Here is a 15144-nt window from a genome sequence, read left to right as displayed (position 1 = left end):
TTCGTCAGGTCAGCAAGTGTCGATAGCGGCCGAACTCCTCCGGCCGAATCAACTTCCCTGCTTTCTGGTACTCTCTCCGGACGGCCCGGATGACCTGTTGCATTCCGACGGCCTCGTCGTCTTCGGCTGCCATGAACGCCGCCGTCAACGCGATGTTCTTGATATTCCCACCGGTCAATTCGAGGGAAACCAAGAATTCCACGTCGAGTTCTTCCACGGGAGTCGCATCCGGGAAGATACGTCGCCAAATCGCACTCCGTGCTTCCTCGTCTGGACGAGGGAAATCGACACAACAGTGAAGGCGACGACTGAATGCGTCGTCGATATTCTGCTTGAAGTTCGTCGTGAGGATGATGGTTCCGTCGTGTTCTTCGATTCGTTGGAGGAGGTAGTTGACTTCGATATTGGCGTAGCGGTCGTGGGAGTCTTTGACCTCGGTTCGCTTGCCGAAGAGAGCGTCTGCTTCGTCGAAGAGGAGGATCGCACTGGTGTCTTCGGCTTCGTCGAAAACTTTCCCGAGGTTCTTCTCCGTCTCGCCGATGTACTTACTGACGACGCTCGACAGGTCGATTTTGTACAAGTCGAGGGCGGCGTCCCCGGCGATTATTTCGGCGGCCATTGTTTTGCCCGTCCCGGACGCCCCCGAGAACAGAACGTTGAGTCCATTTCCGAGTGAGAACTTGTCTTCGAATCCCCAGTCCATGTACACCTTTCCCTGCTGTGTGATGTGTGCCGCGACTTCCCGGAGGTGGTCCATTTTGTCCGCTGGAAGCACGATGTCCTCCCACGTATAGTTCGGTTCTATCTGTCGTGCGAGCGAATTGAGTGTGTTTGAAGACTGCGCTCGACATCCTTCGTAAATCGCGTTCGTGGAGAGAATTTCGTCTTCGGAGAGATGACGGGCCGTCGAGACAGCGTCTGCTATCTGACCGCTAGTGAATCGAAACTTCCCCGCGATATCCGCGACGTCCACGTCGTCGGGAAGTCCATCAACGCACGCCCAGAGTTCCTTCCGCTCCTCGTAGGAGGGAACTGGGAAATTGATGCTGTGCAGTTCGTGGCTTTCCAAGTGGAGATAGAAATGTGCCGGTAGCGGTTCTCGTCCTGCGAGAAACACGTCTCCATCAATCGAATCGATCTGTCTGAGGAACGACTCAGGGTCTACCTCAGTATTCGGTGTTCCCGTGAGTTCGCTCCATCCATCGAAGTACAGCAGGCTACCGGTTAGCCGTGCTTCCCGCTCCAAGAGCCGTATCGTCTCCGGAACGTCCTGTTGGACGAGGGCTTCGACATCGACTCCCAGTAGCGTGGCGTCTGTCTCCGCACAGAGTTCGAGCGCCGTCGCTTTCTTGCCTGCTCCAGTTGGCCCGCTAAAGCACGTCATCAACGGCGACGACTGTCCACTGTTTTCGTGGGTTTCCCAAATCGCTTCGGCGTGGTTTCGGTGGAGTTCTTGCTCGGAGTCATCGGGTCGCCGTTCAGGTGGCGTTTCCATCTTGACGAGGGCAGCTAGTTCGTCTGCAACTTCGTCGTCGCCGAGGAGGTGGGTAGTGATGCGGCCATCGACCATCACATGCCGTGACGGGCGTGGCGTTTCTGTGTCGACGGACAGTCTCACCAGTCGGTTTCGGATGAGTGGAGAACGTCTCGTGAGGATCGTGTGTGGTCGTCCGTCGCGTTCGGGGTAGGTGAGGACTCGCTGAACGAAATCGACGGTCGGACGCGTCTTCGTGATGTCGTCCTGTAGGTATGCGTAAATTTTCTCGTACTTCGGGTCGAGTTCTGGAGCAAGGGCGAGAAGTAGTGTGTCTCGGTGGAGTCGGTCGAGGTCGAACGCATCGGCGAGATGGCGGAAACGGAGACGTTCCCCGCCATCGTTTGCCCACTCCCGGTCGCTCGCCCGTCTTTTTTGGTCGGTCAACTGTCGTTCCCGTGTGCGGATTTCCCCTGCGGTGGTTTCGATTTGGCGACGAAGCGGGCGTATTTCCTCAGCGCGTTGGGTCTCCGACCGTCTGTCGCCGGTCGGTGAGGCGAGTAGTTCCCGGACGGTCTCGTCGGAAATGTAGAGGCTGCGTAGTTGGCCGCCGTCTCCCTCAGCGGTAGTCGACCACTCTCGCTGGTAGAGTGTGAGCAGTAAATCGAGTCGTTTGAGTTCGTGTCGGAGATGTTCGAACGTGTCTTCGTATGGCTTCATTCAGGTGGTCTCCCGGGGATATTCGAGATACCGCGGTGGACGAGTTCGACGGATTCGATTGCGACGGATCCTTGGTCGGCACCGAACTCGGGACCAGTCCACTTCACAGGGTACGCTTCTTGGAACTCCCAGCCCCATGTTTCGCTGCCGACCGAATCGAGCAGGATGACGCGGACGTTCTTCCGGGTGAGGGTGCCGTTTCCCACGTCGTCAGCGGTATCGTTCGCCCAGTCCCAGAGGGTTCGTGAATCGGTCAGTCCTCTCCGAAGGACCGCGTTCGGGTAGTCGTAGCGGCCGGGTAATTTGTGTGTGAACTCGTTCACACCTCCCTCTTGGTATTCTTCGGGTTGCATTTCGACATCTAATCCGGAAACTTCCGAGAATCCCGCGACGACGAGCGAATCAACTTCCACGAGGAAGTTACAGTTCGCGTAGGGATCCGTTCGTGGTTCAGCCGACATGCATCGACCCCACGGTTTCGTTCATCCGGTCGTTGATACTGCTAATCTCCTCACACCAGCGCTGTCGCTCCCAGTGAGGCATGTTCAGCACCTCGTCGTGTCCCCAGTTGAAGTGATAGGTGACGAAAGCAAGTTCCTCGTAAAGTTGGTTGAGCGGGTAGCCTTCGATCACCCCTCCAGGTTTCCCATCTCCACCCCCAACTCTGGCCCCGTTTCTCGTTCGAGTGCTGGTTCGACGGGAACTTCGAACTGCTCGCTACATTCCGGACAGACCGTGTCTATCGCGTTGGCACCACGGGTATTCACGCGTTCGTAGAGGTCTTGTAGGTAGGAGAGGTCCGAAACGAAGAGGTCCTCGATTACCGGCGGCGTGACCTCGTCGATCGTTCCGAGCTGCGTGACGACTCTCGAGAGGAGGATCACGGTGAGATAGGAGGGGTTCGCCTTCACCCGAGGGTCTTTGAGTGGCTGAATCTCGTCGGCCGCCGTGGCGAGACGCATAGTCCCTGTTTGGTGGAGCGTCCCCTCGTCGTCTGGGTACCCCTGCGGAAGGGTGAACTCGAATTCCGTTTGGAGTGCTGATATCGTCATGCGGTTCGCTCCATGCCCTCGTGGGCGATTTCCATTGATTCGATGGCGACTTCGCTACCGCTCGCATCGAGGTCAGGCGCATCGTATTGTTGGGGCCACGCATCTTTGAATTCCCAACGCGGGCCGGGGTCTCCTTCTTCGTCGGTGACGACGACGGCGATACTCCGCCGAGCATCCTTCATTTTCCCCTGTTCGACCAATCGTCGCCACTCGAACAGTTCCGTCGAGTCCGGAGTGGTTCCCCACTGTAGCGTGAGGTTTCCGTACGAGTTGAGGTTCCACAGTTTTCGCTGGGTCGGTGGGTCGTTTCCTTCGCGGTACTCTATTGGTTCCGTCGAATTCTCGGGAATCGTCGCCTGACTGAACCCTGCTTGGACGATTCCATCGATTTCGAGCAGGAACTGCATACTCCTGAACGGCCCATATCTGTCTGTCATGTGTGTTCTCCTTCGTTAGGCTCCTTCCGCACCGCCGGTCCACTGTGATATTCTGAAGATGACGAACTCCGCTGGCTTCACCGGGGCGACGCCAATTTCGGCGATAAGTCGTCCGCTGTCGATGTCGGCTTGCGTCATCGTCGACTGGTCGCATTTCACGTAGAACGCTTCCTCTGCGGTCGTTCCCATGAGCGCGCCGTTCCGCCAGACTGTCGTCAAGAAGTTTGTGATGGTCTGGCGGACTCTGGCCCAGAGGTTCTGGTCGTTCGGTTCGAAGACGACCCACTGGGTTCCCTCGTCTATCGATTCCTCTAAGTAGAGGAAAAGCCGACGGACGTTTACGTACTTCCACGACGGGTCCGTGGTTGAAACCCGAGCACCCCAAACACGGATTCCACGGCCCGGGAAGTTTCGGAGACAGTTGACGCCTTTCGGATTGAGGAGTCCCTGTTCTTCGTCGGTCAGAGTGAGTTGTAGTTCGTGCGTTCCGCCGACGAGTTCGTTCGCGGGGGCTTTGTGCACGCCTCGTTCTGCATCACTCCGCGCGTAAATCCCCGCGACGTGTCCGCCGGGTGGGACGAGTTTCTCGAGGCTGGTTTCGGGATTCCTGATTTTGAGCCATGGGAAGTAGTAGGCCGCATATTTCGTATCGATTCGTGCAGAGTCGCTTCGCGGCTCGATCGTTTCGAGGTCACCAGCATCTTCCGGTGCTTGCAGGATTGCGAACCGATCTTTCAACTTCTCACAGTGACTCACGATTTTGTCGGTCAAACCTTTCAGCGCCGCAGAGTCTCTCGCTTCGTCCGGCACACACAGGATCGAAATATCGTCTACTTCTTCGAATGCCGCCAACCCAGTCCGTTCACCGGGAGTCGCTTGCCCTACGTAATCTTTCACTGCAGCGTCTGGTGTTGGACTGGTGAACGATTCGGTCAACCACGTCGGTTCAACGTTCCAATTCGAGGGTAATGCCGACCCCTCGCGGGCAACTTCGACGAGTTTCGACCCACTGTTGATCTGCTTCGTGAAGTAGTTGCTCGAGGTTTCTTCGAGCGAGAGGTTGTCGTACACTTCTTCGACGTCGGGATCCGGTGCGGCGTCGTGGTCGATACCGTGCGTTTGAACGAATTGTGCATCCGTTTCGTAGCTCCAATATCTGAGCGTGAGTTTGAACAGCGGGCTTTCTGGCTTGTGTAGCGTCCCCGGTTCGACGTACGCCGCGATATTGCTCCCCCAGATTCCGGGGCCGACGGCTTCCATCGAACCGAACGTAACGCTCGTCGAAACGTCGAACGGATCTGCTCCTCGTCCGGAAAGGTCGATTTCGAACGACTTCTGACTGCCACCGACAGTGTACTCTATCGTGAGTGTCTCTTCTGCAGGATTCGTCTCTGGAGGATTTGTTTCCTGTGGGTTGAACGTCACACTGAGAGTAGCCGTATTCCCCTCGCCGGTGAGTTCAGTTGGGTCGGGATCCTCTATAGTGAAGGCGTCGCTCGCTGAAGAGAGTGGACTGATTTCGACCGTGTCGTTCGTCTGACTGGTGAGCGTAATCGTCTCCGGTTCCGAGTGTTCCGAGAACAGCACCGAACCAAAGTCGATCTCGAGTCTATCAGCGGCTAAGTCGCCGGCCCCCAGTCCGACGAGGTCTACGAACACGTGTTGATCGCCAGATCCATCGAAGGTGTATGGGATGTCGAGCACCCCCTCGTGTTTATTTTCGTCCGAAGATTCGAACGTTATCTCAATCGTCGCTTCTGATTCTCCATCGGGGCTGAGTGTAGTCGTGCTTGGCGCACCTGCGTCGAAGCCCTCGGAAGTCAGATCGTTTAATGTGCCAAGTTCGACTTCCGCCTCTGAGCTGTTTGTGAGCGTAAGTGTGACCGGTCCCGCCGAACTAGTGGAATCGTCTAGGGTGCCAAAATCGATCGTTTCATGAGAGAGTTCGAGCGGCGAAATTCCCTCACCGTCCATTCTGATAGTGAGTTCTCCCGGAGTGTTGTTGATTTTGTACGGTATCTTGAGGTCTGCCGTGTGTTTTTCGATCGTGTCCGGAGTGAACCGTACCGTGAGGGTGGTCGTCCCGTTCTGACCAACCGATTTGGTCTTGACCACCCCTTTGAAGACATTTACAGGGTTGGTTCCATCCGTCGCGTGTATTTCATCGTTTTCGATAGTAACCGTGTCTGTGGCAGTGTTCGTGAGGGAAACCGTCTTGACGACGTCCGAAGTCACGACTTGGCTTCCGAATTCGAGATGAGTCTTGTCTGCAGCGAGGTCGTCTCCACCGACGCCATTGAGGTGAATCTGGATACTCTCCGTGAGATTCGTTTCTGGGTCTTGATAGTCGATGTCAAGATTTTCCTCTTGGATTTGCTTGGAATCGGGAGTAAACGCGACTTCGATGGTGGTCGATTCACCGGCCTCGAGTTGATTCGAAGTTGGAGAACCAAGCGAAAAATCCCCGATGGGGGATGCCGGGTTTTCGATCGTGATTTTATTGTTGGTTAGGTTGGTGAGTGTCAGTGTTTTTGTCGATTTCTTGTTGAGTGAAACGGTGCCGAAATCGACTCGTGGAGTGAGTGTCCCCGGTTCGTTTGCCCGCAGGTCTGCGCGGGCGGTTGGTGTGTCTTCGGGTGTTATACGGCCGATATAGGCCTGCCGACCACCATTTCTGAAGAACCCATCGACGGCGTACGCCAAGTTCGTGCTTGCTAACGGCTCTCCATCCTTGTACAGCGCGAATCCCCCGTATTTTCGTTCGAAGTCGGCAAAACTGGTGACGAATTCGGGATCGGTCGGCCCGCGTTCGGTTTCACCGAGGAACCCTGCAATGCTGGTACTAACCCCTTCAATCGGTTTCGGCCCTCGGTCAACCTCTTCTACGTATACCCCTGGTGTACGATATTCTGGCATATAACCCCCTCATCCCCCGAGCCGACTTCTCTTTGCGCGCGCAAGTCGAATTGCTCGTTCCCCATACACCTCTTATTTATTTATAACTTTGCATCACCACTCGCAGCTTATTTTTCACACTCACAAGCACTCAAGCCCGACTCGAACGAGACGAGTCGTTCACACAATCCCGCCGAAAACTTCGATTGTTTCCGCCGTGAGGTCTACTTTGAACGTCCGAACGGTTTCGCTGTCCTCCGCGACCGAGACCGCAACCTGCAGTGGGTTCGTGAACTCGTCGTGTCGCATTTCGAGCGTGACGTCACCAGTCGGTGGCCACTCCGGAAAGTACAGGTCGAAGCGACCATTCGAGTTACTCTCTGCTCTGATTCGAGGAGTACTCGACGTGACCTCTACATTCACATCGGCAATCCGGTTGTTCGCGGTGTCCTTGACGAACCCTCGCAGGACAGTCGCATCAGTTCGAAATAACCGTACCGTCATCGTTGGGTTCGACGGACGATATATCTCGACCGCTACGAACTCCGTCAAATCTTCCCGCTCAGTCACGAACACCTCACGAGTTACGTCACGGAACTCGTCGTCGCTTTCTACCGTTACGACGGTCGGATTTGGCGGTTCTGGAAGTTCGACGTCGAGAAATAGAAATTCGGTCGCTGACTTTGGTCTCGGAGACGTCTCGTCGTTCTCGATTCCAATCCGAGTCGAGGTTTTCGGCGGGGCACCTGTCGCGCCGTCGATAAGGTGTACCGCAAGCGTCACCGTCAACGGTGGCAGGCGAACTGGAATCTTTTGTGCTTCGTAGTCGTCTATTCCAGACTTCGAGGTTTTAACCATGAGTGAACTTCTGTCGTCTGTTTTCTCGACGTGTCCGCCGTGTGTTCGGTACTCCGCTATCGATTCGTGTCCGACCTCGAACATTCATTCTTCGCCGTCCTCCGTTGGCATTTCCGGTCGTCCGATGTGTCTCTCGACGACTGGTATGACTGTCTTCTGCTCTGTCGGTTCGATAATGACGGGTGTGACGAGATACGGGACTGAAGGCCAGAAGCCTTTCTCCGGGAACAGATTGGCTATTTGGTCGACCGATTGCGGGTAGAGAGAAACGTACGCTTCCTCGTCGTTATCACTGCTCGTAACGACGGTCGTATTCTGTAGAATCTGCATCGCTCGACCCAGTATGACGTGTGTCTCCGTATCGTCGTCCCCGTCGTTTCCGGTCGCTGGATGGGCAGTAAGAAGAAAGTACAAATCAAGCGCGAGTGGCGGCCGTTCGTACAGGGTTGGATCGATCTGGCGATGCTCCCCGTTTTTCATGTACTCGTTCTCCTCGACCTGGTACAAGTAGAAGGTGAGACGGAGAGAGAGGTCGCTCGCGTCTGCTGGTGACGCGAGGCCGACTTGGTCCTTCCCGATGAGTATCACTTCCGGCGGTCCCGGATCGACCATCCCGTCACTCAGCGCCTTCGCTAACGTCTTACTCACGTCTGATACGACGCCGTACCCCCCCACTATCTCTCAACTCCCCTCAGTCGGTACCGTCCACCAATGTGGTGTAGCGTCGAACGACGCGTGGAGTCACGGAACACAGACTGGATGATAGCAGTCATCGCCTCCTCCTGAGAATGTCCTCTCATCGGCCGACATAAAAAGTCTTTCTCCGAATTTTCGAGCGGTACTTCCAGTAGCAGTAGCGAGTACAGACACTACATTCGATTTTTGATCCCAACTTGAGAACTTAATAACAGACCGTCGAATCCAGTCGGAATGGACGAGGTGAGTAAGATCACACATATTTTTGTATAGTTTCATTTATTTGCCCATTTTGTGCCCAGTACAACACCGCTGTTGTTAAAATAGATAAAAATATTATTGTTAGTAATACAATTCCGATTTTACCTTGAATAATGTTTTGACGTATACTAAATATAAAATTAACTGGGTTTTTTGTATTATAGGATATATATAATATAGTAATGATCGCGATGACACCTGGAGGTATAATAATCGCAACCAGAGTTACAGGGCGATTATTGATTTCTTTTGAAGCATCGAATTCCGGGACACCTCCACGCATCTCTTTCACTGGTGTTGCCGTATGTTTGAACGAAGCGGTAACCAGTGGAAGAAATGCATACATTAGTACAGTTAAAAAGAATGCTCCCAATATGAGAGGATGAAAACGAATAAAAAGAGATTGAGATTGACTTATTTCTTCTGAAGTTTGGTTTAGGATACCCATTACCACAAGTGAAAACCCATAGACAAGAGAAAGCAACCCACACATAAATAGAATCGATTTTCTAAAAATTGAATTGGTGTTGAATTCAATATTTTTAACAATATTATCTATAATGTCGCTTTTGCAATTTCTAAGACTGTACTCTTCTTTTGCCACAATTTTTTTAAGATTCCTTTTGTTACTCCCTCTTGCAATCGAAGAAACATTGTAAGATAGTAAAGTAAAAGCAGTGGCAATTATTAAGTACAAAATTCCCCAAAGAATATTTGGCGAGTTTTGTAAATTAGATACAATTGAAGACTCAGCATTTATATTAACTCCTAGAAACGGAGACATGATAATCACAAACGGAAGAACTCCCGAACTAAATCCAATTAATCCTAGCATCTGAAGTGCTTTTTGATCAAGAACTTCAAATGATTTCATTTGATCCTCTTCAACTTCCTTCCCCTCACGAATCCCCAGATCTAACCGGTCCTCTTTGTCCGTTTCAGGCATGATAGGATACTTGGACAACTGGTATCGACAAATCACCTTCGGTCGGTATAGTCTTTTCAATTAGTAAAACTATCACACTAATGTGTTAAAATTTCATACATTTTTAAGAACCAACTATTCTCCATTTTACACTGATTGATTAGACGTGAAAATTCAATAAACAGCGGTTCAAGAACCGCGTGGTAAAATCCACCATCTAATCATTAGTCAATAAATCAAAGGAGTAAATGGAATTCTCATAGGTCACGGCTTCCACTCGTTGATGTAATTGATCAGGTCGTCTTTGAACTGACTGAGGTCATCACTCGTTTCTCCGGGCAGGGTATTTTCGAAATGGATACGCTCATCATCGCAATTGATGACCGGTTTGACACCAAACGACGTTTCGATGTTTCCTATCTGGGCGAACACTCCCACCCTTTCTTTTGAGGGGATCGGATTCCCGTTATTATCTTCTCCCGGTGTACCGTCAGAGTATAGACCACAGAGTGCTCCGTTTTCAGTGAAGTAAACTGCTGAACCGGATTCACCACCATCTCCGAGCAGTGATGTTATTATGCATTCGTCGATACGAACCAGATTCGGACGTCCTGGTTCACCTTAGTCGACCTGGATCGAAACGTCAATCAAGCTGATCTCCGCCGTGGTCACATCGGTCTTCCGCTCCGTCTTCGTCACCATCTTGCGGAAGTGTTCGTCCGTGATATCCGCGACGATGGACCGACCGTACATCTCACCATTTTCTGTGGTATCGAGGTCGATGGCACCCCTCCCGTCGTGTTCGGTGACAGATCGGGCAGCAGCATTGACAGTTACACCGTCTTCGAGCAAACCATCGCCAATAGTCACGATTAGATCACTTTAATCAGCGTGCGAAACAATAGAACCGACTCAAAAGCCAAAACAAATATCATCATAGAGATTTATCAATACTAGTATGTCTGGATTGGCAGGCACGACACTCGAAGTAGATGTTGTGGAAGTAATTGACGGAGATACAATTAAAATCCACCTGAATGGAGAAGAAGAAAATCTTCGTATTCTGGCCCTCGACACCGAAGAATCACAGGATGGGCTGAATAAACCGCATACTCCATTGGGAGACGAAGCTAAAAATGAGGTCCAATCATTTATCGAAGCGGGTTCAACAATTACCATCGAATTCCCAGGGTCTGAGACGCTCGAAACTTGCCTCGAGCGATATCGTGGTAACTTCGGTCGTCCACTCGTCTATGTTCACAAGGATGGAGAAGACTTCCAAGAACGAATGATTCGCAAGGGCTACAGCCCCTATTTCACAAAATATGGGTATGCGAATTTTGAAGAGTATCATCGGCGATATAAAGAAGCAGAACGACAAGCTCAGGCAGATAATATTGGAGTCTGGAATCAACTGGAAGCCAATGGACAAGTGATGCGTGACTATAGTACGTTGTGCACATGGTGGGAATTGCGTGCCGAAGTCGTTGAAACGTATCGAAAAGCGAAACAGGAAGAAGTAGAAAATCTCTTAGATAGCCGTCTTGATTATCACGAACTCACAAACATGGTCGGACAGGAAGCAATCGTATTCACTGAGTTGCGGTCATATCGTCGAACCCATGGGGGAGAACACGCCATCGTAACAATCGGATCCGAGAGTCAGCCGTTCAAACTCTTCATTCGAAATGCATTTGCCTCTGAAGTAGGCCAACGTATTCTCTCACTACTTGAGAAACGGTATGTTCCAAGTGGCTCAGACGGACGAACCGTGGAATCACCTCGCCGAAGTTATGCATACATCGCCGGTGAAATTGAACTTTACCCAGAGGAAACGGGCGAGCCTGAAATCGAAGTAACATCGATTAACCAGATTATGGACGAACCGCCAACCCAATAACTAAAAATTATGTTATTTAGAAATAAATATGATGTCGTCGTCAATGATAAATCAGTTGCTCTTGAAGACGAGCGGTTAAATAATCTTCAGGAGGGTTTGGTGAAACTATTGCGCTTTTCGTGGTGGTGGGGACGGAAAACCTTCTTTACGAAAATAGACACCAAGCCACGGCCAGCAATAATCGTTCAACAAGCACCAACCGAAATTGAACACCTTCTAGGCCGCCATTACTTTGAACCAGGATGGGAGTTCTCGTACAATTATAAAGGTGAAGTTTTGAACCTACGACGAGCGGAATATGTTGAGCAGACACCATACCCTAAATTACACTGGTGGCAAATACATCTTCGGGGCTATGAGGTTCCGAGCGGTGAGCTTGCACTGACTCCCCATTTTGAACCAGACCCAACAGAACATCCAGATGCACACATCAGTCAAAATTTTATTATTCGAGACCGTGCCATGGAGACTATTGCAGAACTCCTTGATAAAGAGAACAAATACTATAGAGAAGAAAAGGGATGGCGCCAGGAATAAATTACTCCCATACCCATATTAATCTGAACAGTGTTAGAATTACTCATATTTAAAATCGTCTTGGTCGTTCGCTGATGGACATTACCTGGTCACCAGTAAAAGGACACTCTCGAGGATCCGTATCGCGTGAAGCAGAGGTCGCTCCGAAAAATTCCACAGCAAACGCTACAATGAACACGGATTAAATCGTGGAAATACTGTGGACAATTATTTACCAACTATTGTTATATCGTATTGCGTAGTATAGCAATATGGGTTGGAAAAGATGGCAACAGTGATCGATGTGCCTCCACAGGAGATCCAACAAGAAATCAAAGCACTTCAGGACGAATTAGATAGGACAATTCCAGCGCGGGTTATAGATCAAAGTGTATTAGTTGCAACCTGGAATTTACGCGCGTTCGGTGACCTCACCGAGAAGTGGGAGTCTGAAGAAGACGACAGCCCAAAACGCGATTTGCATTCAATCCGACTAATCGCCGAAATCATCCGTCGCTTCGATGTTGTCGCCCTACAAGAGGTACGAGGAAACCTCAAGGCTCTCCGGCACACAATGAAAGTGCTTGGTCCCAATTGGAGTCTCATACTCACCGATGTCACCCGCGGCAAGGCTGGCAATAACGAACGACTTGGATTCCTCTTCGATCAGCGCACGGTGAAGATTAGTGGCCTTGCTGGAGAACTTGTTGTCCCAGAAGAGGAGATGATTAGAGGGAACGAGGATGAGGATGCTGTTCCAACAGAAACACTAATCCGCCCTGATGCACTCCAGCGACAGTTCGCCCGCACCCCATATGCCGTGAGTTTCCGGTGTGGAAATCAAACATTCATTTTGGTGACGCTCCACGTGTTGTACGGGGATGTGCCGAGCGAACGAATCCCGGAACTCCGAGCGATTGCGAAGTGGCTTGATGAGTGGGCACGTGATGTTCATACGTGGGATGAGAAGTTTAGTCTGATCACCCTCGGTGATTTCAACATCGACCGGAAAGGCAATGAGCAGTATGAGGCATTTGTTTCAACAGGGTTACACGTACCGGACAGTCTTCAACAATTACCGCGTACGATCTTTAGCAAAGGGAATCCGACTCAGGAGAAGTTCTACGATCAAATCGCATGGTTTACCGAAGAGAATGGTCAGGACGCGATCTCGTTGGAATACCGTGATGGGGGCTATTTCGATTTTACTTCACATGCACTTCAAAAACGGAATTTGAGTAAATCCTCGCTATCATGGCATATCTCAGATCACTATCCACTCTGGGTTGAGTTTGGACTCCCCAGGTGACTTATTTGGCACAAAAATATGGAATTGGCTGCTTCACCGAACCAAAAAATTCGAGGAGGCAGATAGTATGTCCTCCCGTAGGTGATGGTTTTTTCAGAGTTCAGTAATTTACTTCGATAGACTAGTCACGACGTTCAGCCTCGCCTGCAACTGGAGATTGGAGATAACGTTTAATTCAACCTCCACACAGTGGGATTTTCACCATTCATGATGATTCGGGCTCGTCGGCAATGCAGAGTGTAACGATGTGAAGAACACCAGAAAAAAGAACTTTCGACTTTGACCTGTGATGGTTAAAAATAGGAATTGCCACTGGAAAGTACAGACAATGACCCACCTGTCGATCCGCAACTTGTTTTATCTGAAGAATTCAGGACGCAGGCTGAAAACCCTGATATCTCAACTACGGTCTGGAAACCTTTCCTTATAGGATATTGGAGGTCTATGTACTACGAACCGAAGATGAACGATTTATCCGATGCTACCAAACTGTGGTATGCGATCATACTGCTCCGTTATCTGTCCATGATTGGTTAGAATTTCAACTATATTCTCCTATGTCTAGCGTGACGTAGAGATTTTCGACTCACCTCAACAGATGATGACAAAAATTTGTGAATTAATCTACTATTAGTTATATAGAGTTCATTGGGGCCATTTCAATAGTTACAATTCTAACCAATAGACTCCTTTTTCGAACCTATTACATTTGTAGTATTGTAAGACAGAATCGGTGCCGGATAGTATACATTAACAATTAACACTCTTCAGAAACCATATTTGCCAACATCACATGGGTCACTACCGTCAATAGATTGGAAAGTGAGGGGCATACACATTGGAAGATTTATCTTTTTGATTTGCAGTCAGACATAGAATCCAACCGACTATATTTGTCAGAAACCCATCTATTGTAGAATTTTTGGCACTGTCTAGTTAAGCCAGCTTAAGAAGCGAGCAGTTCGTTGATTTAGTGCTTTGCTCAACCAAGAACTGCTCAGTGAAACGTTAGAGACGGCAAATCTTGAATGTTGGGAGAACGAGCGGACGGCGACGCCCGTCAGGGCGTTCGCCGTCCGTCTCCACGCGACCGGATGTTCACTCAGAGAAACAAAAGCAATTCTTCGAATATTCGGCGTAAAATGCTCACATCAAGCGATTTTTCAGTAGGTACATCGGCTCGCTGACAGCGTTTCCGACCCGCCGTCGGTGCAGCCGACGCGGGTCGCGGTGGACGAAACCGCTGTCAAAATTAACGGCGAATGGTCTTGGGTGTACACTGCAATAGACACAGAAACAAAGTTACTGCTTGATGTCAAAGTGTTTGATTGGCATGGCACTGATTCGGCGGCTGCGTTTCTGTCTGGATTGGCCGAGAAACACGATCTTTCGGGCGCGGTGTTTCTCGTTGATGGCTACGGGTATCGGACTGCCCTCTTCCGAATTGGATTGAGCGGCTACCTTGATTATACCGAGCGAAACCTCATCGAAAAATGGTTTCACACGCTCAAGCAACGCATTGACCGCTTTCATACGTCGTGGGTGGGAAGTCGGCCGAACGTCCAACTGTGTCTTGAACAATTTGTACATTACTATAACCATCAGCGACCACATCAATCGCTCAACAACCGAACGCCTGTCGAGGAGCTAAACTAGACAGTGCCACTCGTTTCAAGATGCGCGATTGATTTGATAACCGAAGTAGAACGTGCGACGGTAGCGAGGTCGATTTCTCAAAATTGGTGTTTTTGGGTAGTTTACTTCCTGTGGGCAGTATAAGCGGCAGTGAATACACCCCGGGGCCCCGAATCAATCTGTGTGTAGATCGTAGTACGCGTTAAACGCTTGAACAGCAAGTTCATCAAACAGAACATTCTTACTCTCTACGCTCTTGGGTAGATGATTGTTGGTAAGTTCTGAGGGGTAGCTGGAAGTCACAGCGGGCAAGGGTGGTGCGAACGCACCACCCGACACACGATGATGCCAATCAAGACGTTCGTCTCGGAGCGTCGGGCCGCGAACCTGCTGGCACAGGTTTGCTGGTGTGACGGCGTCTTTTGCCCGCGTCGCGAGATTAGCGACAACTAGTTTAGCTTTGCGA

General features: G+C 50.5%; 11 protein-coding genes and 4 pseudogenes. 5 read left to right on the top strand and 10 right to left on the bottom strand.

Translation table 11 applies throughout. From position 1 onward, the window contains the following. Positions 1 to 4 precede the first annotated feature (4 nt). The 10 genes and pseudogenes from ACN2TU_RS23050 to ACN2TU_RS23005 all read right to left on the bottom strand — a co-directional run bounded on the left by ACN2TU_RS23050 (position 5) and on the right by ACN2TU_RS23005 (position 10188). Positions 5 to 2194 (bottom strand): AAA family ATPase, encoded by a 2190-nt coding sequence (locus tag ACN2TU_RS23050; protein WP_435158787.1) that lies wholly within the window; start codon positions 2192 to 2194, stop codon positions 5 to 7. Next, positions 2191 to 2655 (bottom strand): phage tail protein, encoded by a 465-nt coding sequence (locus ACN2TU_RS23045; protein WP_435158785.1) that lies wholly within the window; start codon positions 2653 to 2655, stop codon positions 2191 to 2193. The genes ACN2TU_RS23050 and ACN2TU_RS23045 overlap by 4 nt, the downstream gene beginning before the upstream one ends. 16 nt (positions 2656 to 2671) lie before the next feature. After that, positions 2672 to 2827, bottom strand: a pseudogene (locus tag ACN2TU_RS23040) (DUF6760 family protein); the annotation flags it as partial. A 59-nt stretch (positions 2828 to 2886) separates the two neighbouring features. After that, positions 2887 to 3246 (bottom strand): annotated as a pseudogene (locus tag ACN2TU_RS23035) (hypothetical protein); the annotation flags it as partial. Then, complete coding sequence (locus ACN2TU_RS23030; protein WP_435158784.1) at positions 3243 to 3683, bottom strand: phage tail protein; 441 nt, start codon at positions 3681 to 3683, stop codon at positions 3243 to 3245. The gene ACN2TU_RS23030 and the pseudogene ACN2TU_RS23035, both read right to left, overlap by 4 nt. Before the next feature lie 15 nt (positions 3684 to 3698). Further along, the gene (locus tag ACN2TU_RS23025) at positions 3699 to 6599 is read right to left on the bottom strand and encodes a choice-of-anchor D domain-containing protein (RefSeq protein ID WP_435158782.1); all 2901 of its coding nucleotides are present in this window, start codon (positions 6597 to 6599) and stop codon (positions 3699 to 3701) included. A 159-nt stretch (positions 6600 to 6758) separates the two neighbouring features. Continuing rightward, positions 6759 to 7520: a carboxypeptidase-like regulatory domain-containing protein gene (locus ACN2TU_RS23020; RefSeq protein WP_435158780.1), complete on the bottom strand. Its 762-nt coding sequence runs from the start codon at positions 7518 to 7520 to the stop codon at positions 6759 to 6761. Then, positions 7521 to 8111, bottom strand: a complete 591-nt coding sequence (locus tag ACN2TU_RS23015) for a Pvc16 family protein (RefSeq protein ID WP_435158779.1) — start codon at positions 8109 to 8111, stop codon at positions 7521 to 7523. 274 nt (positions 8112 to 8385) lie between these two features. After that, the gene (locus ACN2TU_RS23010; protein WP_435158776.1) at positions 8386 to 9339 is read right to left on the bottom strand and encodes a hypothetical protein; all 954 of its coding nucleotides are present in this window, start codon (positions 9337 to 9339) and stop codon (positions 8386 to 8388) included. Between the two features lie 600 nt (positions 9340 to 9939). Next, positions 9940 to 10188, bottom strand: a complete 249-nt coding sequence (locus tag ACN2TU_RS23005; RefSeq protein ID WP_435158775.1) for a hypothetical protein — start codon at positions 10186 to 10188, stop codon at positions 9940 to 9942. 88 nt (positions 10189 to 10276) lie between these two features. Between ACN2TU_RS23005 and ACN2TU_RS23000 the strand changes: the two genes are divergently transcribed. The 5 genes and pseudogenes from ACN2TU_RS23000 to ACN2TU_RS22980 all read left to right on the top strand — a co-directional run. Beyond that, positions 10277 to 11218 carry a thermonuclease family protein gene (locus ACN2TU_RS23000; protein ID WP_435158773.1) on the top strand — a complete coding sequence of 314 codons (942 nt, stop codon included), beginning with the start codon at positions 10277 to 10279 and terminating at the stop codon, positions 11216 to 11218. Positions 11219 to 11227: 9 nt separating this feature from the next. Further along, on the top strand, positions 11228 to 11755 hold the full coding sequence (locus ACN2TU_RS22995) for a hypothetical protein (protein WP_435158770.1): 528 nt from the start codon (positions 11228 to 11230) through the stop codon (positions 11753 to 11755). 265 nt (positions 11756 to 12020) lie between these two features. Continuing rightward, positions 12021 to 13043, top strand: a complete 1023-nt coding sequence (locus tag ACN2TU_RS22990) for an endonuclease/exonuclease/phosphatase family protein (RefSeq protein WP_435158768.1) — start codon at positions 12021 to 12023, stop codon at positions 13041 to 13043. 978 nt (positions 13044 to 14021) lie between these two features. Further along, a pseudogene (locus ACN2TU_RS22985) lies at positions 14022 to 14699 on the top strand (IS6 family transposase). 321 nt (positions 14700 to 15020) lie between these two features. After that, positions 15021 to 15110: pseudogene (locus ACN2TU_RS22980) on the top strand (IS1595 family transposase); the annotation flags it as partial. Between the last annotated feature and the right edge of the window lie 34 nt (positions 15111 to 15144).

Source organism: Haladaptatus marinus (assembly GCF_051194195.1).
The sequence above is the reverse complement of the archived record's forward strand: the minus strand, read 5'-3'. Positions and strand labels throughout refer to the sequence as shown.